At 72.1% G+C, this 18,374-nt stretch carries 17 protein-coding genes; 11 read left to right on the top strand and 6 right to left on the bottom strand.

From position 1 onward, the window contains the following. Nucleotides 1–11 precede the first annotated feature (11 nt). The gene (locus tag EIM47_RS09390; protein WP_125076744.1) at nucleotides 12–2,303 is read left to right on the top strand and encodes a hypothetical protein; all 2,292 of its coding nucleotides are present in this window, start codon (nucleotides 12–14) and stop codon (nucleotides 2,301–2,303) included. 71 nt (nucleotides 2,304–2,374) lie between these two features. Here EIM47_RS09390 and EIM47_RS09385 read toward each other — a convergent pair whose 3' ends face one another. Further along, nucleotides 2,375–2,908, bottom strand: a complete 534-nt coding sequence (locus tag EIM47_RS09385; protein ID WP_019397081.1) for a hemerythrin domain-containing protein — start codon at nucleotides 2,906–2,908, stop codon at nucleotides 2,375–2,377. A gap of 156 nt (nucleotides 2,909–3,064) precedes the next feature. Here EIM47_RS09385 and EIM47_RS09380 point away from each other — a divergent pair, with 156 nt between their 5' ends. Further along, the gene (locus EIM47_RS09380) at nucleotides 3,065–4,315 is read left to right on the top strand and encodes an amidohydrolase family protein (protein ID WP_240626198.1); all 1,251 of its coding nucleotides are present in this window, start codon (nucleotides 3,065–3,067) and stop codon (nucleotides 4,313–4,315) included. A gap of 99 nt (nucleotides 4,316–4,414) precedes the next feature. On the opposite strand, the gene EIM47_RS09375 is transcribed toward EIM47_RS09380, so the two are convergent. After that, nucleotides 4,415–5,206, bottom strand: a complete 792-nt coding sequence (locus EIM47_RS09375) for an alpha/beta fold hydrolase (protein ID WP_019397079.1) — start codon at nucleotides 5,204–5,206, stop codon at nucleotides 4,415–4,417. Between the two features lie 228 nt (nucleotides 5,207–5,434). Between EIM47_RS09375 and gntA the strand changes: the two genes are divergently transcribed. From gntA to EIM47_RS09355, 4 genes are read left to right on the top strand one after another with little or no spacing between them, the layout of a single operon-like run. After that, nucleotides 5,435–6,142: a guanitoxin biosynthesis heme-dependent pre-guanitoxin N-hydroxylase GntA gene (gene gntA, locus EIM47_RS09370; protein ID WP_125076743.1), complete on the top strand. Its 708-nt coding sequence runs from the start codon at nucleotides 5,435–5,437 to the stop codon at nucleotides 6,140–6,142. Beyond that, nucleotides 6,139–6,753, top strand: coding sequence for an urea carboxylase-associated family protein (locus EIM47_RS09365; RefSeq protein WP_019397077.1), 615 nt, complete (start codon nucleotides 6,139–6,141; stop codon nucleotides 6,751–6,753). Before gntA ends, EIM47_RS09365 begins: the two co-directional genes overlap by 4 nt. Nucleotides 6,754–6,812: 59 nt before the next feature. After that, on the top strand, nucleotides 6,813–7,391 hold the full coding sequence (locus tag EIM47_RS09360; RefSeq protein ID WP_240626197.1) for a DUF6151 family protein: 579 nt from the start codon (nucleotides 6,813–6,815) through the stop codon (nucleotides 7,389–7,391). Between the two features lie 26 nt (nucleotides 7,392–7,417). Then, nucleotides 7,418–7,858 (top strand): DNA methylase, encoded by a 441-nt coding sequence (locus tag EIM47_RS09355; protein WP_028915000.1) that lies wholly within the window; start codon nucleotides 7,418–7,420, stop codon nucleotides 7,856–7,858. A gap of 63 nt (nucleotides 7,859–7,921) precedes the next feature. Here EIM47_RS09355 and EIM47_RS09350 read toward each other — a convergent pair whose 3' ends face one another. Next, on the bottom strand, nucleotides 7,922–9,376 hold the full coding sequence (locus EIM47_RS09350) for a PQQ-dependent sugar dehydrogenase (RefSeq protein WP_164514580.1): 1,455 nt from the start codon (nucleotides 9,374–9,376) through the stop codon (nucleotides 7,922–7,924). Nucleotides 9,377–9,511: 135 nt separating this feature from the next. Here EIM47_RS09350 and EIM47_RS09345 point away from each other — a divergent pair, with 135 nt between their 5' ends. The 3 genes from EIM47_RS09345 (at nucleotide 9,512) to EIM47_RS09335 (ending at nucleotide 13,391) form a co-directional block, all read left to right on the top strand. After that, nucleotides 9,512–11,770: an LpqB family beta-propeller domain-containing protein gene (locus tag EIM47_RS09345; protein WP_125076741.1), complete on the top strand. Its 2,259-nt coding sequence runs from the start codon at nucleotides 9,512–9,514 to the stop codon at nucleotides 11,768–11,770. A gap of 78 nt (nucleotides 11,771–11,848) precedes the next feature. Beyond that, a complete protein-coding gene (locus EIM47_RS09340; RefSeq protein ID WP_019397072.1) occupies nucleotides 11,849–12,277 on the top strand; it encodes an NIPSNAP family protein in 429 nt (142 codons plus the stop codon). Nucleotides 12,278–12,374: 97 nt separating this feature from the next. Continuing rightward, nucleotides 12,375–13,391: a glycoside hydrolase family 5 protein gene (locus EIM47_RS09335; RefSeq protein WP_240626196.1), complete on the top strand. Its 1,017-nt coding sequence runs from the start codon at nucleotides 12,375–12,377 to the stop codon at nucleotides 13,389–13,391. A gap of 46 nt (nucleotides 13,392–13,437) precedes the next feature. Here EIM47_RS09335 and EIM47_RS09330 read toward each other — a convergent pair whose 3' ends face one another. Continuing rightward, nucleotides 13,438–14,496, bottom strand: coding sequence for an ROK family protein (locus EIM47_RS09330; RefSeq protein WP_125076740.1), 1,059 nt, complete (start codon nucleotides 14,494–14,496; stop codon nucleotides 13,438–13,440). A gap of 142 nt (nucleotides 14,497–14,638) precedes the next feature. On the opposite strand from EIM47_RS09330, the gene EIM47_RS09325 reads away from it, so the two are divergent. Further along, a complete protein-coding gene (locus EIM47_RS09325) occupies nucleotides 14,639–14,890 on the top strand; it encodes a hypothetical protein (RefSeq protein ID WP_039730518.1) in 252 nt (83 codons plus the stop codon). 3 nt (nucleotides 14,891–14,893) lie between these two features. Here the strand turns inward: EIM47_RS09325 and EIM47_RS09320 are convergent, their stop codons facing one another. Next, complete coding sequence (locus EIM47_RS09320; RefSeq protein ID WP_164514579.1) at nucleotides 14,894–16,198, bottom strand: hypothetical protein; 1,305 nt, start codon at nucleotides 16,196–16,198, stop codon at nucleotides 14,894–14,896. Nucleotides 16,199–16,399: 201 nt separating this feature from the next. Here EIM47_RS09320 and EIM47_RS09315 point away from each other — a divergent pair, with 201 nt between their 5' ends. Then, nucleotides 16,400–17,230, top strand: coding sequence for a hypothetical protein (locus tag EIM47_RS09315; protein WP_019397067.1), 831 nt, complete (start codon nucleotides 16,400–16,402; stop codon nucleotides 17,228–17,230). Nucleotides 17,231–17,246: 16 nt separating this feature from the next. On the opposite strand, the gene EIM47_RS09310 is transcribed toward EIM47_RS09315, so the two are convergent. After that, nucleotides 17,247–18,218, bottom strand: a complete 972-nt coding sequence (locus EIM47_RS09310; protein WP_019397066.1) for an alpha/beta hydrolase — start codon at nucleotides 18,216–18,218, stop codon at nucleotides 17,247–17,249. Nucleotides 18,219–18,374: the final 156 nt, after the last annotated feature.

The raw sequence follows: 18,374 nt of genomic DNA, 5'->3' as shown, positions 1-18,374 counted from the left end.
GGGGGGGCACCATGCAACTGACGGGCTGGAAGCGGATCCTCGGCGTGGCCCTGCTGTACCTGGGCGGTTACGCCGCGGTAGAGGCGGCGGAAGTGGACCCGGTGTGGGGCCAGTACGCATCACTGCCGGGCCGTACCGCGGCCGCTGGGCCGGAGGGCTACCGCCTGCGCTGGTACTGGGCCAGGGAAGGCGAGGAGCTGGTCCAGGAGTACGTGAACCCGGGCGACGGTCGGGTCGTGCACAGTGACCACATCCGCCCTGATACCGCACCCGGAACCCTGCTGCTCACCGGCTCCTACATGGGTGGCAAGCAGTGGCGGGGCACGGTACAGGAAGATGGCCAGGTGCTGTTCGTCGGCGTCGGCTTGCTCAAGCTCGTCTACCTTGCCGGCTTCAACGATGCAGGGCAGTGGGAGTTGCGCCGCGCCAAGGCGAAGGATGGGCGGCCGGTGTCGGTGGAGCCGCCCACGCGCTACAACCGTTTCTTCTTCGAGGCCGACGGCGGAACCGGGCAGGATGCCGCCGCGGTGGCCGAGGCCGGCACGGCAGGCAACGAGGACAGCGCCACGCAGCCCCGGCTTCCGGCAGAGGGGCTGGCCGCGGCATTGCCGGACGAGACGGCAGACGAAGTGGCGGACTCTTCCGGGGTTGCCGCGGCAGCCTCCGGCCCAGGCCCGATGATGCGCGGACTGGAGCGGTTCATCGGCAACAGGCTGCTCGCTGCCGACGGCAAGGGTGCCGTGCAGCTGCGCCGGGAAGGCGGGCACCTGGTCATCGAGCTGTGGGACCAGGACGGGCAGTCGCTCGGACGCTACGTGCTGGCGGCAGCCGGCCGGAAAGGTGACAAGCTCCAGAGGCTGGAATCGGCCTTCGGCTACAAGCGCCTGTTGAATGCGCACTGGTTCGGCAACGACCAGTTGCGGCTGTCTTCGTATTCGGGAGCGTTCTCCGGTTACGGGGTACGTCTCCGCCTTGTCGCCCGTGCCGACGGGCTGCTGGTGATACGGGAGAACCTCGACGTCGGGCTGTGGGGCGATGAGCCCCTGTCGGTGTCCCGCACGGTGCACTACGACTTGCCTCCCATGCCGGTGCTGGAGGGCGAGGCGCTGGCGGCGCAGAACGCCTTGAACCGGGGTTACTGGCAAGCGCTGGTCAACTCCGAAAGGAACGCGGTGGAACCCGGGCAATGGCTGCTGCCCAATGGCGAAGCGGCCATCCAGGTCAGCGAGACTACGGGCGGCTTCCGGTCCAGGTACGCCTCCCTCGGCTACGGGAGCGCGTTCACCGAGCAGCTCACCACGGTGGTGTTCGACGATGCGACCGGGACCTGGACCGTCAAGGGGCCCGGTCAGCCGGACATCCGCGAGTACGTGGAGGCCTTCGATGGCCAGACCTGGAACGTGCGCACGCTGCCAGGCCAGGGTGTGACCCGGGCCCAGGCCCTCGCCCACAGCCGCAGGGTTGTCGTCACCGCGCACACCCTGGTCCTGACCACCGACACCCGGCGCCAGTTCCAGTGGACGCCGAACGGCGAGGTCTCGGTGGCGATGACCAACGCCGTCAGGCGCAAGCAGGCCAGGGACCAGCAGTGGATGGCAGAGCTGCGGCAGGCGCAGGCGGAAGCGGCGGCACGCGAGGCGCGCTGGGCGGCCGAGGCGGCGGCGGAAGCCGAATGGAACCAGCCGGCGCAGCCTTCCGCTGCCTGGCTGGCGCTGGAACGTGCGGTGGACGGGGCCAAGGCGCGCGAGGCGCAGTCACGCGCGGACCTCCATGCAACCTATGCCGACGTCAACCGGCGCGCAGCCGAACAGCGTGTCCAGCAGGCGGCAGCCGAAGCCAACGCCCGTGCCGCGCGTGATGCCGCACACGCGCGCGAGGTGATGCGCCAGGAGGAGCTGGCGCGCCAGGCGCGGGAACGCGAGCGCCAGGCCCTGCAGGCGCGGCAGGCTGCAAGCCAGGCGCAGGCGTACGCCGCCAATGCCGCAGGCACTCCTGGCGCCGCGGCCCCGGCGTCGGCACAGGCCTCGACCCGCGAGCGTGCCGATGCCTGCGTAGGACAGCCCGTGACATCGCCGCACCAGTGCGGCAGTACCAGCGGCCTGAAGGGCATCGTCTCCAATGAATGCGGCGCGCCGGTCGACGTGCGCATGTGCTTCATGACCGCCGGGGGCTGGGACTGCCAGGTACGGTATGGCCTGGCACCGCATGCCACCTGGGAGCCGGGGCTTTGCAGTGCCAACGGCGGCGGGGTGTTCCGCTCGGTGAGGTACAGCGACAGCAAGGAGCCGCTGGCGACGCCCTGAGCCGGGCCAGGCTGGACGAAAACGCGAAGCAGGTACGGCGCCGGGTTGCCCCGGCGCACTGCGGGTCGGCTTTACTGCGCCCTGCGGGTCACCTTGCGCACGGCGGCCTTCATCCCGGTCTTGGCTCCGGCCATGGCCGAGACCAGGGTCGAGGCACTGGAGGCTTTCCATTCCTCGTAGGCCTCGTCGAATTCGGCCAGCTCCTGCGCGGTGAAGAGCTTGCGCGCCATGGCGAACATCTCCTTCTCCTCGTCCCTGGCGTGGTGGTCGATCAGCTCGCCGAACACCTTCACCCGGCCGGCGAACTGCGGCGTGGTGACGTCGGCGGCGTGCACGTCCGGGATCACGGTCTTCTCGACCGCGCGGTGTTCCTCGACGGCCTCGGCATGGATCTTCAGGCCCTCGCGGTTGGCGCGCTCGGCGAAGGCCGGATAGAACACGGTCTCCTCCCACTTGGCGTGGGGCATCAGGTTGGCCTCGATCTTCCCCAGCAGCTCGGTGCGCTTCCTGCCGGCGCGGTCGCTGGTCTGCTCCATCTGTTCGAACAGGGCGCGCAGCTCGTCGTGCTCGGCCTTGAGGGTGCGGAGGATGTTGCGGGTCGCCATTGCCTGGTCCTCGGGAGGGGTGGGTCCTGCGGACCTTGGGGCAGGGGACGTAGTCCGCATGTGAGCGCCTTCGCTATGCTCGGCATACCGGCCACCCAAGAGCCGGACCCCGACGGCTTGCGCCGCTGCCATTGCGGCCTGACAGGAGAGATCAGCATGTGCAGGAACGGAATCCATTGCCTGCTGGCGGCAGGCCTGATGGCCCTTGCCACGCCGGCGGATGCGGCCGACCTGGCCATCGTCGGTGGGCGGGTCCGGCCTTCGCCGTACGAGGCGCCGATCGAGAACGCGGTGATCCTGGTCAGCGATGGCCGGATCGAGGCGGTTGGCCGCGCTGGCGAGGTCGCCATCCCCGCAGGCACGCGGACGCTGGATGCCAGCGGCAAGGTGGTGGTGGCCGGGTTCTGGAACAGCCATGCGCACCTGCTGGGGCCGGCCTACCGCAACGTCGGCAAGGCCCCGGCCGCGAAGCTTGAGTCCACCCTGCGCGAGCAGTACGGGCAATGGGGGTTCACCACGGTCTATGACCTGGCCTCGGCACCGGGCGAGGCCCAGGCGCTGGTGCGCCGGATCGAGGCCGGCGAGGTCACTGGTCCGCGGGTGCTGAGCACCGGCGTGCCGTTCTTCCCGGCGGGCGGCACCCCGGTCTATGTGCGCGACCACGACCTCGGGATCGAGGGTGCCGTGGCCGAAGTGGCCGATGCCGAGGCCGGTCGCAACCGCGCGGGCGAACAGCTGGCGCAGGGCGCGCGCGGGGTGAAGCTGTTCACCGGATCGATCGTCGGGGGCAACGAGGGCGTGCGCCTGATGGATGCCGCGGTGGCCAGTGCGATCGGCAAGGTCGCCCGTGACCGCGGGCAGCCGGTGTTCGCCCATGCCACCGATGCCGGCGGCCTGGTCGTGGCCCTGCAGGCCGGGGCCGATGTGCTGGCCCATGCCACGCCGGCATCCGGCCCGTGGGATGCGGCGACGGTGCAGCGCCTGGTCGCCGAAGGCGTGGCCCTGGTGCCGACCCTGGCCATGTTCGAGCTGGAAATCCGCCGCGAGCAGGTGCCGGAGCCGGTCGTCCAGCGCTTGGTCGGCAATGCGCAGGCGCAGGTGGCGGCGTTGCAGGCCGCCGGCGGCCAGGTGCTGTTCGGCACCGATGCTGGCTACATCGAGGACTTCGATACCACCCGCGAACTGCAGCTGCTGGCCGCGGCCGGGCTCGACTGGCGCCAGGTGCTGGCCAGCCTCACCACCGCGCCGGCGCGCATGTTCGGCGAGGCCGACGCGCGCGGGCGCATCGCGCCGGGCTTCGCGGCCGACCTGGTGGTGCTGGGGGCGGACCCGGAGCAGGGCGTGGAGGCGCTGGCCGACGTGGCATACACCCTGCGCGCCGGCGAGCTGATCCACCGCGCGGACTGAGCGATCCCGCCAGCGCGCCGATGCGGGCAGGGCACCCCCGCGGGCGCTTGCCATGGACGAAGCCCTCCCCGCACCTGCCGGAGAGGGCTTCGCGCCGGGTCACTTTGCGGCGGGCCTGCCTTCGGCAATCTCGGCGATCAGCCTGGCCACGCCCTGCGGATCCTCCTGCTGGGCGACGTGGCCGCCGGGGAAGGTGCGGATGCCCCAGCCGCGCTCCTGGGCGCGCTGCCAGCCGCGGTCCATCTTCGCGCGCTCCTCCAGGGTCTGGCCCTCCGGCACGAAGGCGACGTAGGTCGCCGGCAGGGCGCGCGCGGCCGGGTTGCGGAAGGACACCGGCTGGCTGAAGCACTTGATCGAGTGCTTGACGCTGTACGGCGGCTTGTCGCCGGGCTTGACCCACGGCACCTGCATGAAGCCGTCCTTGAAGCGGTCCGGCGGCAGCGGCTGGTTGGCCCCGAAGATGTCCCACAACGACTGCCCGTCCTCCGGCACCGCCGCGTCCAGGAAGATCACGTGCGCCAGGCGCTCGGGAATGCGGTCCATCACCCCGGTGACCACCATGCCGCCGTAGCTGTGCCCGGTGAGGACCACGTCGTGCAGGTCCTCGAACAGGATGGTGTTGACCACGTCGTTGATGTGGGTCTCCAGGTCCACCTCGGTGCTGTTGAGGTGCTCGCGCTCGCCCAGGCCAGTGAGGGTCACGCGGTAGACGGTATGGCCTTCGTCGGTCAGGAAGCGGGCGGTGCGCTTCCATTCCCAGCCGCCGGCCGTGGCGCCGTGGACCATCACGAAGGTCTTCTTGCCGTCGGCGGCCAGCGCGGGCGCGGCGAGGGCGGCAAGCAGGGGCAGGCTGCAGAGCAGGGCAAGGATGCGGCGGAACGGTGTCGCCATCGATCGGGCTCCGGAGTGGAAAGGCCGGCGAAGCTTGCCATGCCACGCGGGCCACAAGCGGGCCGACACCGGTCGCCATCGCGGATTGGAATCGTGGGATAGCCAAGCCTGGATCGCAGCGGCCGGCTTCGCGCGCCCGTCATGCTCCCCAACGGGCTCTGACCGCGGATCGGCCCGGCGTGCCGATTACACGCTGCCGTCCGCGCCGCGCCGATAGGGTGCGTCGCCATGAATACCGCAGCGACCCAGCCCACCGTCCGCCCCGCCCGCGGCGGACTCTCCGAACGCTTCCTTGCCTTCATCGACGATCCCGCCTTCCCCTGCGTGGGTTCCAAGGCGGCGCTGGCGCGCGGCGCGATCGAACCGCGCGAGTTCGGCCGGCTGGGCGTCCGCCGCAACGACGCGCCGCTGCTGGACGCGCTGGTGGCCTTCGCCCGCGGCATCGACGCGATGGATCCGGACGACACCACGGTGCGTTCCTTCGTCGCCCTGTTCGACGGCCCCTGCGACACCGACGAGCGCCGCTTCGAGGCCATGCTGTGGTCGCAGCTGCAGCACCTGCACGACCTGGACGCGCGCCGCGGCACGCCCTGGGCCGCGGACGTCAGCCGCGACCCGGACGACCCGCGTTTCAGCCTCAGCCTGGGCACGCATCCGTTCTTCGTGATCGGCCTGCACCCGGGCGCCTCGCGCATCGCGCGCCGCTTCGAAGTGCCGGTGCTGGTATTCAACTCGCACCGCCAGTTCGACCGCCTGCGCGCCGACGGGCGCTACGCCAAGATGCAGGCGGCCACGCGCAAGCGCGATACCGCGCTGCAGGGCAGCATCAATCCCAACCTGGCCGATTTCGGCAGCGCGCCGGAAACCCGCCAGTACAGCGGCCGCAAGGTCGAGGCGGACTGGACCTGTCCCTTCCACGCGAGGAAGCCGCGATGACGGCGGGCGAGACCATCCGCATCCCGCCGTGCTCCGGCCATGCGGTGGAGCTGGACGCCGGCGACGAGCTGGTGGTGATCGATCCGATGGGCCAGCAGGTCAGCGACCTGACCGCGTTCTGCCGCGAGGACCTGGACGAGTACCTCTCTTCCGGGCGCAGCATCGACTACGCCTCCCGGCTGTGGCTGAGCACCGGCGACGTGCTGTACTCCAACCGCAGCCGGCCGATGTTCACCATCCTCGAGGACACCTGCGGCCGCCACGACTTCACCCTCACTCCGTGCTCGAAGGAAATGTTCGAGAAGCTCTACGGCGAGGCGGAAGGCCGCCCGGGCTGCGAGGGCAACCTGGCGCGGGCGCTGGCGCCCTGGGGCGTCAGCCGCGACCGGGTGCCGGTGGCATTCAACATCTTCATGCACGTGGCGGTGGAGGCCGATGGCCGGATCGCGGTGCTGCCGCCGCTGAGCAAGCCTGGCGACCACGTACGCCTGCGTGCGGAAATGCCGCTGGTGGTGGCGATGACCGCCTGCTCGGCCGGACAGTCCAACAACTTCCGCTACAAGCCGATCGACTTCCGCGTGGAACGTGCGCGGGATCGCAGCGCAGGCTGATCGGCCGGGCCAGAATGGGCCGGCCCCGTGCCGGGGCAAGTTCGACGGAGGGCCAGGGAATGACTGTCCGGATCCAGTGCCGTTGCGGAACGGTGCAGGGGGAGATCGAACCGTCTGGCGTGTACGCGCGCCTGACCTGCTACTGCAGGGACTGCCAGGCCTGGGCGCGCTGGCTCGGTGGACCGGGCCTGGTGGACGACCGCGGTGGCTCGGACGTGCTGGCCGTGGTGCCGGCGCAGATGCGCTTCACCCGCGGACTGGAGCAGCTGCGCTGCGCCACCTTCAGCGGGCGCGTGCTGCGCTGGTACGCGGCCTGCTGCCGCTCGCCGCTGGCCAATACCGCAGCCGACCCGAAGGTGCAGTACGCGGGCGTGCTGGCGACCGCGGTGGTCTCGCCGGCCGAGGTGCAGGCACTGGCCGGGCCGCCGGGGCGCGTGGTGGCCAACCACAAGTCGGCTACCGGGCCGGTACGTGCCACCCCGCTGGCGCTGGCCGGCGCCGTGGTCCAGGTCGGCTCGCGCATCATCGGGGGCCGCTTGCGCGGCGTGCGCCGCTCGCCGTTCTTCGACGATGCCGGGCAGCCGCTGCGCGTGCCGGAGCGGATCAGCCCGCCGCCGGCCGCCGAAGCGGTACGGTAGGCGCACATCCGCGCGCCGGAGGAGCCATGCACCGCGAACTGCTGCCGCGCGACCTCGGCTTCGAGGTCAGGCCCGGCGACGAGGCTTCGCTGTTCGCCTGGTTCCTGGCGGCGTTCCTGTTTGGCAACCGGATCAGCCACGCCGCGGCCGCGCGCACCTGGCAGGTGATCGTGCGCGAACACGGCTGCGACACGCCCGCCCGGCTGTGCGCGTGCAGCCACGCGCAGCTGGTACGGATGCTGGGCGAGGGCGGCTACCGGCGCTACGACGAGTCCACCGCCAGCCGCCTGGCGCAGCTGTGCCGCACCCTGCTGGACGACTACGGCGGCGGCATCCTCGGCGTGCACGCGGCGGCCGGCGACCGCGCCGAGTTCGAACGGCGCCTGCTGGAATTCCGCGGCGTGGGCCCGGTCACCCTGCGCATCTTCATGCGCGAGGCGGGGCCGGCGCTGTTCGGTGAGGGATGAGCGCCGGCCCCGCCGCGTGCACGTCCACCAATGGCGTTCGTGGCCGGGTGGTGGCGCCGCGGCTCAGATCCGCCGCTGCGCGGCGGCGGTCAGGCGGATGATCTGGCCCGGGTCGTCGGTGCACAGGTAGATCGCGCCGTCCGGTCCCACCACCGGTTCGTAGATCCGGCCCGGGCTGCGGAAGATGACCTCCTCGTGCAGCACCCGGTCCCCGTCCAGGGTCAGCAGGCGCAGCTCGCGGCGGCCGAGGGTGCCGACCAGCAGCTTGCCGTTCCACAGCGGGAACTCGTCGCCGCGGTAGAAGGCCAGGCCTGCGGTGGCGATCGAGGGCCGCCAGTAGTGGCGCGGCTGCTCCACGCCTTTGGCGCGGGTGTGCGGGGTGATCTCGTTGCCGTCGTAGTTGATGCCGTAGGTCACCACCGGCCAGCCGTAGTCGCCGCCGGCGCGGATGACGTTGAGCTCGTCGCCGCCGCGCGGGCCGTGCTCGGTGGCCCAGATTCGCCCGGTTTCGGGATCCAGCGCCAGGCCCTGGGCGTTGCGGTGGCCGATGCTGTAGATCGTCGGCAGCACGCCCTCGCGCCCGAACGGATGCCCGGCCGGGGTGCCGTCGCCGCGCATGCGGTGCATCTTGCCGGCCGGATCGGCCGGGTCGCGCGCCCGCTCCGGGGTGCCGCGGTCGCCCACCGGCATGACCAGGTGGCCGGTGGAATCGAACAGCAGGCGCCCGGAGTAGTGCCAGGCATGGGCGTCGTAGCTGGATTCGTCGGCCTGGAACACCACCTCCTCGTCGACCCAGGCGTGGTCGCGGATGCGCCCGCGCACCACCCGGGTCATGGCCCGGATCTCCTCCTCCGGCGCGCCGGGATTGAGTGCATGGCTGTAGCTGAGGTAGATCCAGCCGTTGCGTGCGTAGTCCGGGTCCAGGGCCACGTCGAGCAGGCCGCCCTGGTTCCAGCGGTGGCTGCTGGAATACACCTGCGGGGTGCCGGCGACCGGGCGCGGGTCCAGCACGCCATTGCGCACCACGCGCAGGCGGCCGGCGCGCTCTACCACCAGGGCGGTGTCGCGGTCGATGAAGGCCATGGACCAGACGGTCTGCAGGCCATCGACGAACACTTCGGCGCGCACCGCGTAGTCCAGGGTTTCGACCACGCCGGGCACCGGATCGGACTGGCGTGGCTGCGGCGGTGCCTCCTCTTCCGGCGTGGTGGCGCGGGTGGGCAGGAAATCGGCCAGGGCCTTGATTTCCGCTTCGCCGAGGGTGCCGCCGAAGGCCGGCATGCCCTGGGACGGGATGCCGCGGCGGATGATGCGCTCGATGTCGCCGCGGGTGCCGCCGTAGCGGTAGGTGGCCGGCGACAGCGGCGGCCCGAGGCTGGTGCCTTCGCGGTTGGGGCCGTGGCAGCCGGCGCAGTTGCGCTGGAACAGGGTGGCCCCATCCGCGGCCTGGGCCCGGGCAGGGCCGGGCAGCAGCGCAAAGAGGGCGGCCAGGACATACAGGAGACGGTAACGGTGCATGGACATCCTCCCTTGCAGGCAGCGCGGCGTCGTGCCGCCTGCGCCGATGGAAGCGCCGCGACCGCCACGGGCAAATGGAGGGAAGCTGCGGTTTTGCTATAGATTCGATGCAGGCGCCGGCCGGAACGGGAGACCGTGAGCGAGTACAGGGCCATCGGCAGGATCGAGGACGCGGCTGTGGCGGGCGGGGCCGGCGCCGGCGCGGACTTCACTGCCGGCGAAGCCCTGGTCCAGCCCAGCCTCAACCGCATCACCGTGCGCGGCCAGGTCCACCAGGTCGAGCCCAAGGTGATGCAGGTGCTGCTGCTGATGGCGGCGCGCCCGGGCCACGTGGTCGGCCGCGAGGAGTTTCTGGACACGGTCTGGGCCGGCACGCTCGGCGACGACTACCTGCTCAACCGCGCCGTTTCCGAGCTGCGGCGGATCTTCGGCGACGACCCGCGCAGCCCCCGCTACATCGAAACCATACGCAAGGGCGGCTACCGCCTGCTCGCGCCCATCGCGCCGGCACGGGTGGCGATGGCGGTGCCCGACCCGCAGCCGGCCCCGGCGCCCGGCCCGGCCAAGGCGCCGGCGCAGCCCGCGCCAGCTGCGCCCGCCACCGGCAGGGCGGGGGCGCCGGCCCGGGCGTGGTACCTGCTGCCGTTGCTGCTGGCGGCCGCGGCGGTGGTGGCCTGGCTGGCCTGGCGCGACGGGCCGGTGGCGGGCGATGCGGTGGACGCGCAATGGGAGGTGCAGCCGTTGACCAGCTACGTCGGCCGCGAGGTGGAGCCGGCGCTGTCGCCGGACGGCAGCCGCGTGGCCTTCGTCTGGGACGGCGGCGGCGCGGGCGGGCTGGACGTCTACGTGAAGACGGTGGGTGCCGAGGACACGCTCAACCTCAGCCGCAGCCCGGGCGACGAGCACTATCCGCTCTGGCTGCCGGACGGCCGCGGCCTGCTGTACGCGCGGGTGGACGCGGATGGCCTGGCGGTCATGCGCGTCGCCGCGCTCGGCGGCGCCTCCACCCGGGTGCTGGCCGATCCGCAGGTACAGGCCGTGCGCGGCATGGCGATCTCGCCGGACGGACGCTGGCTGGCCTATGCCGCGCGCGCGGCCGCCGACGCGCCGTACCGGATCGTGCTGGCGGCCATCGACGGCAGCGAGCGGCGCGTGCTTACAGAACCGCCCGGCGGCACCCTCGGCGACCTCGACCCGCGCTTCGCCCCTGACGGCAGCTACCTGGTGTTCGTGCGCGCGACCAACGAGGTCACCCGCGACCTGTACCGCACCGGCCTGGACGGCGGCGCGGCCACGCGCCTGACCTTCGACAACCGCAAGCTCAACGGCGTGGCCTGGTCGCCGGACGGCCGCCGCCTGCTGTTCACCTCCACCCGCTCGGGCATGTATGCGCTGTGGTCGGCCGCCCCCGACGGCAGCGACCTGCGCCAGCTGGCGCTGGGCAACGAGGTGGTGCAGCAGCCGGCGACCGCGGCCGGGGTGGAGGCGATCGTGTTCGAGCACTGGGCGCACCGCTCGCAGCTGCGCCTGGTGGACCTGGAGAGCCGCAGCCCGGTGGACGCCGGCCCGTTCCTGCGCAGCACGCGCTGGGATTCCAGCCCGGCGTGGTCGCCAGACGGGCAGCGCATCGCCTTCAGTTCCAACCGCGGCGGCCCGCATGCGATCTGGGTCAGCCGCAGCGATGGCCGCGAGGCGGTGCAGGTGGCCGGCTTCGGCGGCGCCTTCATCGACAATCCGGCGTGGTCGCCGGACGGGCGCTGGATCGCGTTCGATGCAAGCCCGGACGGCACCAGCGCGATCTACCTGGTCGCGCCCGACGGCGGCCCGCCGCGGCGGGTCACCACCGGCGCGCGCGATGCGCGGCATCCGGCCTGGTCGCGCGATGGCCGCTGGCTGTACTACGAGTCCAACCACGATGGGCAGTGGCGGGTCATGGCCCAGTCCCTGGACGGCGGCGAACCGGTGGCGCTCGGCGACGGCCCCGGCGAGCGGCCGCGCGAATCGGCCGACGGCCGCTGGCTGTTGTATGCGCGGCCGGATACCGGCGGGATCTGGCGCATGCCGCGGCTGGACTGGGCGCGCCAGGCGCCGCCGCCGGCCACGCGCCTGGATGTGGACCTGGACGCTGGCGACGTCGACCGCTGGGTCCCGGCCGCGGCGGGCATCCATTACGTGCGCCGTCCGCAGCAAGGTCCGCCGCGGCTGGCCCTGTTCGACCCGGACAGCCGTACGCGCCGCGACCTGCTGGTGTTGCAGCCCGGTTTCGAGGGCTGGGGTTTCCAGGTCTCGCCCGACCAGCGGCGGCTGCTGTACTCCGAACCGCTGGCACACGAGAGCGACCTGCGCATGGCGGTGTTGCGGAAGTCGGGGAGCGAGCGGCGGGCCGGAACGTGATCGACGTCGCGCACGCACGGGAACCTGCGCTGCCTGCGGCCTGTCCGGTACCCTAAGCCCCCACGCAGGTACCTCCCGATGTTCCGGACGACCGCGCTTTCCCTGTTCCTTGCTTCCGCAACGCCATCACCAGCCCCCGCCATCGCCGCCGATCCGGTAGCGCAGGACGGCCCGGTCCACCAGCTGCGCATCTACCGGATCTACGACCAGACCCGGATCGCCTTCCACGAACGCTTCCGCGACCATGCCGCGCGGCTGATGGCCCGGCACGGCTTCGACATCGTGGCGATGTGGGAGGCGCGCACGGAGGAGGGGCCGGAGTTCGTCTACCTGCTGCGCTGGCCGGACGAGGCGACCATGGTGGCGGCCTGGGAACGGTTCATGGCCGACCCGGAATGGGCCGCGATCAAGCGCGACACCGCGGCGCGGCACGGGCGCTTCGTCGGCGACATCGAGGACCGCACCCTGCGCCTGGTGGACTACTCGCCCCGCGGCCGCGTGCGCTGAGGCGCGCGGGCCGGGGCATGCGCGGCGCGCAGGCCGGCTGCTATGGTGGGCGGCCCGCGGGCACCTGCCCATGACGACGCGAAGAGGGGGAAAGCGCATGTCCGGAATCCGCCTGCTTGCCGGTCTCTGCCTGGGCCTGATGGCCCTGTTGCCGCAGGCCATGGCCCAACCGCCGCTGTCGGCGCACGAACAGGTCGCGCGCATGGGCGCCGGCGTCAACGTGCTGGGCTACGACCCGTACTGGCAGCCGGGCGGGCAGGGCAACTACCGCGAGGAGCATTTCGCCAGGATCCGCCAGGCCGGCCTGGGCACGGTGCGCGTGGTGCTGTTCACCTTCCCGCACTTGGACCAGGACAACCGCCTCGATCCGGCCTGGCTGGAGAAGCTGGACCAGGTCCTGGCCTGGGGCAGGAACAATGACCTGCAGGTGATCCTCGACGTGCACGACTCCAACGATTGCGTGAAGGACGTGCCGGCCTGCGAGGCGAAGCTGGTCCAGGTCTGGACCCAGCTGGGCGAGCGCTATGCCGCCCAGCCCGATTCGGTGGTGTTCGAGCTGCTCAACGAACCGCACGGAGCGCTCGACGCCAGGGCCTGGAACGCGCTGTTGGCGAAGCTGCTGCAGGTGGTGCGCAAGACCAATCCCACCCGCAACGTCGTGGTCGGCCCGACCCGCTGGAACAACCTCGAGGAGCTGGACACCTTGCGCCTGCCGGAGGACGACCGCCACCTGGTCGTCACCTTCCACTACTACGAGCCGTTCGCCTTCACCCACCAGGGCGCCAGCTGGGTGGAGCCGCAGTTCTCGGAAAAGACCGGCGTGCGCTTCACGCCGGAGCAGGTGGCGAAGATCGAGAGCGACTTCGACAAGGTCGGGGCCTGGTCGCGAAGGCACGGCCGCCCGATCCTGCTGGGCGAGTACGGCGCCTACGACAAGGCGCCGATGGAGGACCGGGTGCTGTGGACCCGGACCGTCGCCCGCGCCGCGGAGAAGCGCGGCTTCGCCCACCTGTACTGGCAGTTCTCCAGCGACTTCGTGCTTTACGACTTCCAGCGCGAGGACTGGGTGGAGCCGCTGCTGCACGCGGTGGTGCCGCCGAAGCAGCAGGACTGAGGCGCGCGCCTGCGGCCGCGGTGGAGGACGCTCCGCCCGCGGCCGCTCAGCGCGTGGTGTAGGTGGCGTTGCCCAGGCCGGTGCCGATGGTGAGCACGCCCCAGCGGCGCACGTCGTGCATGCGGTCCAGTTCGCTGAGACCCTGCACCACCGCGTCGTTGTGCATGACCACCGCCGGTGCGCGGCCGCCGACCGGTTCCAGGTACGCGGCCAGCGCATCGGGCAGGTGGAACGGGCGTTCCCAGTCGCCGGGCAGGTTCTGTGCACCGGCCGAGATCGAGCCGTCCGGCTCGATCGTGCCCGGGCAGGCGATGCCCACGAACGGAGCCAGCTTCAGCCCCAGGGTGCGCGCCATCGCCGCCAGGCCGTTGAGCATGGCCGCCATGCGCCGCACCGCGGCCTCGCGGTTGGGGCGGTCGCTCTTGTGGCGCCAGACCATGCTCTCCAGTACCTGGCCATGTCCGCCGGTGGGATCGTGCCGCAGCCGGTGGCGGACGATGCCGCAGCGCAGCTTGGTGCCGCCGATGTCCACGGCGAGGAAGGCGTCATGGCCGTGCAGTTCCTGCGGCAGCAGCGGCGACCAGCCAAGCAGGCCGCCCTCGTCCGGATCGTGGCGCAAGGGCAGCAGGCCCACCCCGGTATCGGCCAGCTCGAGCAGGCGGATCGCGCGGCGCATGGCCAGGCCGCCGGTCTGGTGCTCGGGGAAGCCGCCGCCGATCACGATGCGCTCCACGCCGCGCCACTCCGGCCGGGCCATGAACACCTGGACCACGTAGCACAGCTGGCGTGCGTATTCCTCCACCGCCAGGTGCATGGCGTGCGAGGCATCCAGCCCGCCGCCGACCAGGACCAGGTCGATATGTTCCTTCTTCAGTGCGCGCGAGGGCTTGCGGCCAAACGGATCCTTCGCGGTGAGGTGGTGTTCGCGCGCCGCGTCCACCAGGCCGCGGAAGGCGGTCTGGCTGGCGCGGTCGCCGATGACCCCGTCGCCCTGTGGATCGGGCACCGACAGGCTGTAGCCGTCGATGTCCAGGCCGGGCAGGTGTACCGCGGCATGGCGGCCGCGGTCGTCGGGGCGGGCAGGGGCGCGGCGGGGACGGGCCATGGGCAGGTCCGGACGGAAGGCTGGCCCATGCTGGCCGGGTGGCGGTGAGGCCGCGGTCGAGGCCATGCCCGCCGCCATGGCGCGCGCGCGGCGTTCACGGCCCGGCACCGAGCATGCCGGTTCCTCCCGCGGAACCGATGCGATGGCCCACGATTCCCAGCGCCGCCAGCCGGCTCCATGCCGGGGCGGCAGCGACGTCCATACCGCCGCCTTGCGGATCCGCGCCGGCAAGGTCTCCCTGCGTGCCAGCGCGCGCATTTCCACCCGCGGCCTGCTGGCCGTGACCGGCCTGGTGGTGGGCACCCTGCTGTCGAGCGCCGCCATCGTCGCGGTGGCCACGCGCAAGCTGCCGCAGGGGACGATGCCGGCGCGGAGCAGGCGCAGCCGCGGGTAAGCCTCAGGGCGCGGGGCCGGCGAGGGTGAGGTCGCCCTCGCGCTCGCCCGGCACCAGCTTCCACCCTGGCTTGAGCGACAGTGTCCAGCCCTCGCCACGCAGGCCGTCGCTTCCGGCCGGCAGCGCCACCACCGCGCGCTTGCGGTCGGCATGGACCAGGGCCGCACCGCCGTCCACCACCAGTTCGCCCCAGCGGTCGCCCAGGCGCAGCTCGGGATAGACCGTGCCGACATCGTCCAGCGCGGCCACGGTCTGCGGGTTCATCTGGAAGCGGGTGGACTGCAGCGGCAGCACCAGCACCGGGCCTTCCAGCAGCGACCTGCGCCAGCCGGCCAGCCGTTCCTGGCGCTGGCGCTCGCGCGCCTGCTCGGCGGCAAGCACCTCGCCGTCCGGATCGTAGCGGCGTTCGCGCGCCGCCAGGCCGGTGGCCGCATCCGGATCCAGGCGCAGCGCGGCGGCCAGCATCCGCCCGAGGTCGGCGTCCGCGTCCAGCTTGCCGCGCCAGGCCGGATCGGCTTCGTCCAGCAGCAGGCCGTAGGCCGGGCCACTGGCATAGGCAAACGAGCGCACGAAGCCCGGTGCCTCCATGAACGCGGCCAGCGAGTACACGCCGTGGGCGCGGCGCTGTTCGGCGAAGGCCAGGCCCGCGCGCACGCCGGTGTACTCGGCCAGGCCCTCGTTGATCTCCAGCGCGGTCTCCCCGTGCGCGGCTTCCGGGAACAGGCGCCGGCGCTCCGCGCGGAAGGCCAGCGCCGAGGCGACGTGGTCGCGGCGCTGCGCCGGATCCTCGGCCATCAGCGCGCGCGCCAGGGCGCGCCATTCCAGCTGCAGCAGGTACCGGCCCTGAAATGTGTCGAGGTGGCGGTTGCCGGCCTCGCCGCGATCCAGGCCCAGCTCCGGCTGGATGCGGTGGAACAGCTCATGGACCAGGGTGGTCCGCAGCATGTTGGGATCCTGGGGCACCGGCCACAGCAGCTGGGTCCAGCGGGTGCCGGACCATTCCATGGCGGTGTTGGACATCACCGCGTCCGCCGGCAGGGTGCCGGTGTACACCGCGCCCTGCCGGACCAGCACGCCGCCGGCATCGGCGTGGCTGGCGACGACGCCGGCGTCGGCGGGATCGACGAGCATCACCGGGCCGCACAGCGAGCGCCCCCACAACGCGCCGGCCTCGGCCTCGCACAGGCGCCGCGCTTCGGCAAACACGTGCTCGGCCACGGCCGGGTCCGGCGCGGCATCGGCGGCGGGAATGGAACTGGCCAGGGCCAGCACCAGCAGGGACCGGGCCTGGGGTCGGATCGAGGGCATGGACGGTCTCCGGCACGGCAGGGGACAGGTGCGGCGCGACCATAGCACCGGCGCCGACAGGGAAGCAGCCACGCCGGATTCCACATGAACGCGCCTGCCTTCCTGCGTGGCCGGAGCGGGTACTCGCGTTAGGATGCGGATTCCTTTCCCGCCACCTTCCGGTTCCCGCATGCGGGCCAGCTTCCACTACGCCCGCGCGGCATGAATCCACCGGCGACGCCCCCACCGTCGGCGGACGTACCGCGCATCGACCGCCTGCAGCCCTGGCTGGCCGCGCTGGCCAGCGCGCTGCTGCACCTGCTGATGGTGCTGCTCCTGCTGAAGGCAGCCGAGCCGCCGCCGGTGGTGACCTCGCCGCAGGGTGCCTCCAGCGCCGGCCGCATCCGGGTGGATTTCGTCGGCCAGCCGCAGCCCGGTCCCGAGTTGCCGGACGCGCCCGAGCCGGAGCCGGTGGAAGCCGCTCCGCCGCGGCAGCTGGATGCGCGGGAGCTGGCCGATCCGCGGCGCGTGCTGCTGCCGGCCGATCCGGAACCGCGGCCGCAACCGCCGCAGCCGCAACCACGGCCGCAGCCGCGCCGGGCGCAGCCGGCGAGCGTGGACGCGCCGCGCCCGCCGCATCCGTGGAACGGGCGCCCGCCGGGAACGGCGGAAGAGGAACTGGTGCCGCAGGGCAACAGCCGCGAGGCCGGCGTGGTCGACAACAACGGCCGCCCGGACCAGGTGGATACCGGCGGCGAGCCGACCATGGACGTGGGCGGCTACCAGGTGGTGTACGAACTGATGGCCGAGCAGACGCTGCGCGACTGGATCGCGCAGGGCATGACCGAGGTGGCGATCCCGTTGCCGGGCACGCGCCAGCGCATGGTCTGCCCGGCGGAGGTGGCGCTGCGGCGCGGTGCCAGCAAGTGCCGCATGCTGGATCCGGCCTCGCCGGAGATGATCGGCGTGGGCGATGCGCGCGAGGTGATCAGCGTGCGCTACGTGTTCCACCTCGGCAAGCTGGTGTGGCGCGGGCCAGGGCCGTACCGCTGACCCGCGCCGGGCAGGCTCAGGACTTCTTGCGGTCCAGGTAGCCGTGCATCTTCAGCCACGCGGCCCAGGCCTCGAACCAGCCGGTGCTGGTGGTCTCCTTCTGGTACATGCCGAAGCCGTGGCCGCCCTGCTCGTAGTAGTGGAACTCGACCGGACGGCCGGCCTTCTGCCAGCTCTCGACGATGCCGAAGCCCTGGTTGCTGAACAGGCCGTCGTCGGCGGCCAGGGCCACGAACATCGGCGGGGCATCGGCCGGCACCTTGTCGACCGCCGAGATCGGGCCGTAGATGTTGCCGATGAAGGCCGGCTTGGCGTCCTCGCCATGCAGGGCGGTGGTCAGGGTCAGCATCGCGCCGGCGGAGAAGCCGATCATGCCGATGCGGTCCGGATCGATGTTCCATTCCTTGGCGCGGCTGCGCACCAGGGCGAACGCGGCGCGCGCGTCGGCCAGCTGCGGGGCCAGCATCTTGGCCGCATCGAACGCACCCGGGTCGCGCGGCGGGCGCGGGCCGGACAGCATCTGCCGGATCGACTCGGCGAAGCCCTCCAGGTCGGCCGGGGTCTGGTTGAGGCGGTACTTGAGCACGAACGCGGCCACGCCCTTCTTGTTGAGCGCGCGGGCCACGTCCCAGCCCTCGTTCTCCATCGACAGCGAACGGAAGCCGCCGCCCGGGGCGACGATCACCGCCGCGCCGGTGGCGATGGCCGGATCCGGCAGGAACGGGGTCAGGGTCGCCTCGGTGACGTTGCGGGCGAACATGCTGCCGTACTGCTTGTGCCAGGCTTCCGGATTCTTCGCGTCCGGCAGCGGGCCGGTAGGCAGCTTGATCGCGTTGGGCTGCTCGGGGATCGGGATCGGGGTCATGCGGTCGTCGTTGGCGCTGGCCGGGGCCAGGCCGGCGCCAACCAGCAACAGCGCCAGCAGCAGCGGTCCGCCGCTGCGGCGGATGGCCTGCCTGGCATGCCCGAAACAGGAATTCAGTGGCATTGCGTCTCCTCCCTCTGGTCGTCCGTGTCGTTGTGGTCGCGGCCCGCGCCGGGTGGCCGCCGCCTTCGTGCGCGGGCAGCGCGTTCGTACTGGATGCGGGGCGCGGCGAGCATAAGCCAGGGCAGGGGCGCGATTGGGCCGGTATAGGAAAAAAGA

The sequence above is a fragment of the Pseudoxanthomonas sp. SGT-18 genome (assembly GCF_003931645.1).
Classification (GTDB): domain Bacteria; phylum Pseudomonadota; class Gammaproteobacteria; order Xanthomonadales; family Xanthomonadaceae; genus Pseudoxanthomonas.
The sequence above is the reverse complement of the archived record's forward strand: the minus strand, read 5'-3'. Positions and strand labels throughout refer to the sequence as shown.

Coding starts and splice junctions, on each gene's coding strand:
- EIM47_RS09380 (WP_240626198.1), top strand. CDS start 3,065: ATGTGCAGGAACGGAATCCATTGCCTGCTGGCGGCAGGCCTGATGGCC.
- EIM47_RS09330 (WP_125076740.1), bottom strand. CDS start 14,496: ATGGCCCGTCCCCGCCGCGCCCCTGCCCGCCCCGACGACCGCGGCCGC.
- EIM47_RS09375 (WP_019397079.1), bottom strand. CDS start 5,206: ATGGCGACACCGTTCCGCCGCATCCTTGCCCTGCTCTGCAGCCTGCCC.
- EIM47_RS09320 (WP_164514579.1), bottom strand. CDS start 16,198: ATGCCCTCGATCCGACCCCAGGCCCGGTCCCTGCTGGTGCTGGCCCTG.
- EIM47_RS09340 (WP_019397072.1), top strand. CDS start 11,849: ATGTTCCGGACGACCGCGCTTTCCCTGTTCCTTGCTTCCGCAACGCCA.
- EIM47_RS09365 (WP_019397077.1), top strand. CDS start 6,139: ATGACGGCGGGCGAGACCATCCGCATCCCGCCGTGCTCCGGCCATGCG.
- EIM47_RS09310 (WP_019397066.1), bottom strand. CDS start 18,218: ATGCCACTGAATTCCTGTTTCGGGCATGCCAGGCAGGCCATCCGCCGC.
- gntA (WP_125076743.1), top strand. CDS start 5,435: ATGAATACCGCAGCGACCCAGCCCACCGTCCGCCCCGCCCGCGGCGGA.
- EIM47_RS09390 (WP_125076744.1), top strand. CDS start 12: ATGCAACTGACGGGCTGGAAGCGGATCCTCGGCGTGGCCCTGCTGTAC.
- EIM47_RS09335 (WP_240626196.1), top strand. CDS start 12,375: ATGTCCGGAATCCGCCTGCTTGCCGGTCTCTGCCTGGGCCTGATGGCC.
- EIM47_RS09360 (WP_240626197.1), top strand. CDS start 6,813: ATGACTGTCCGGATCCAGTGCCGTTGCGGAACGGTGCAGGGGGAGATC.
- EIM47_RS09325 (WP_039730518.1), top strand. CDS start 14,639: ATGGCCCACGATTCCCAGCGCCGCCAGCCGGCTCCATGCCGGGGCGGC.
- EIM47_RS09350 (WP_164514580.1), bottom strand. CDS start 9,376: ATGCACCGTTACCGTCTCCTGTATGTCCTGGCCGCCCTCTTTGCGCTG.
- EIM47_RS09315 (WP_019397067.1), top strand. CDS start 16,400: ATGAATCCACCGGCGACGCCCCCACCGTCGGCGGACGTACCGCGCATC.
- EIM47_RS09355 (WP_028915000.1), top strand. CDS start 7,418: ATGCACCGCGAACTGCTGCCGCGCGACCTCGGCTTCGAGGTCAGGCCC.
- EIM47_RS09385 (WP_019397081.1), bottom strand. CDS start 2,908: ATGGCGACCCGCAACATCCTCCGCACCCTCAAGGCCGAGCACGACGAG.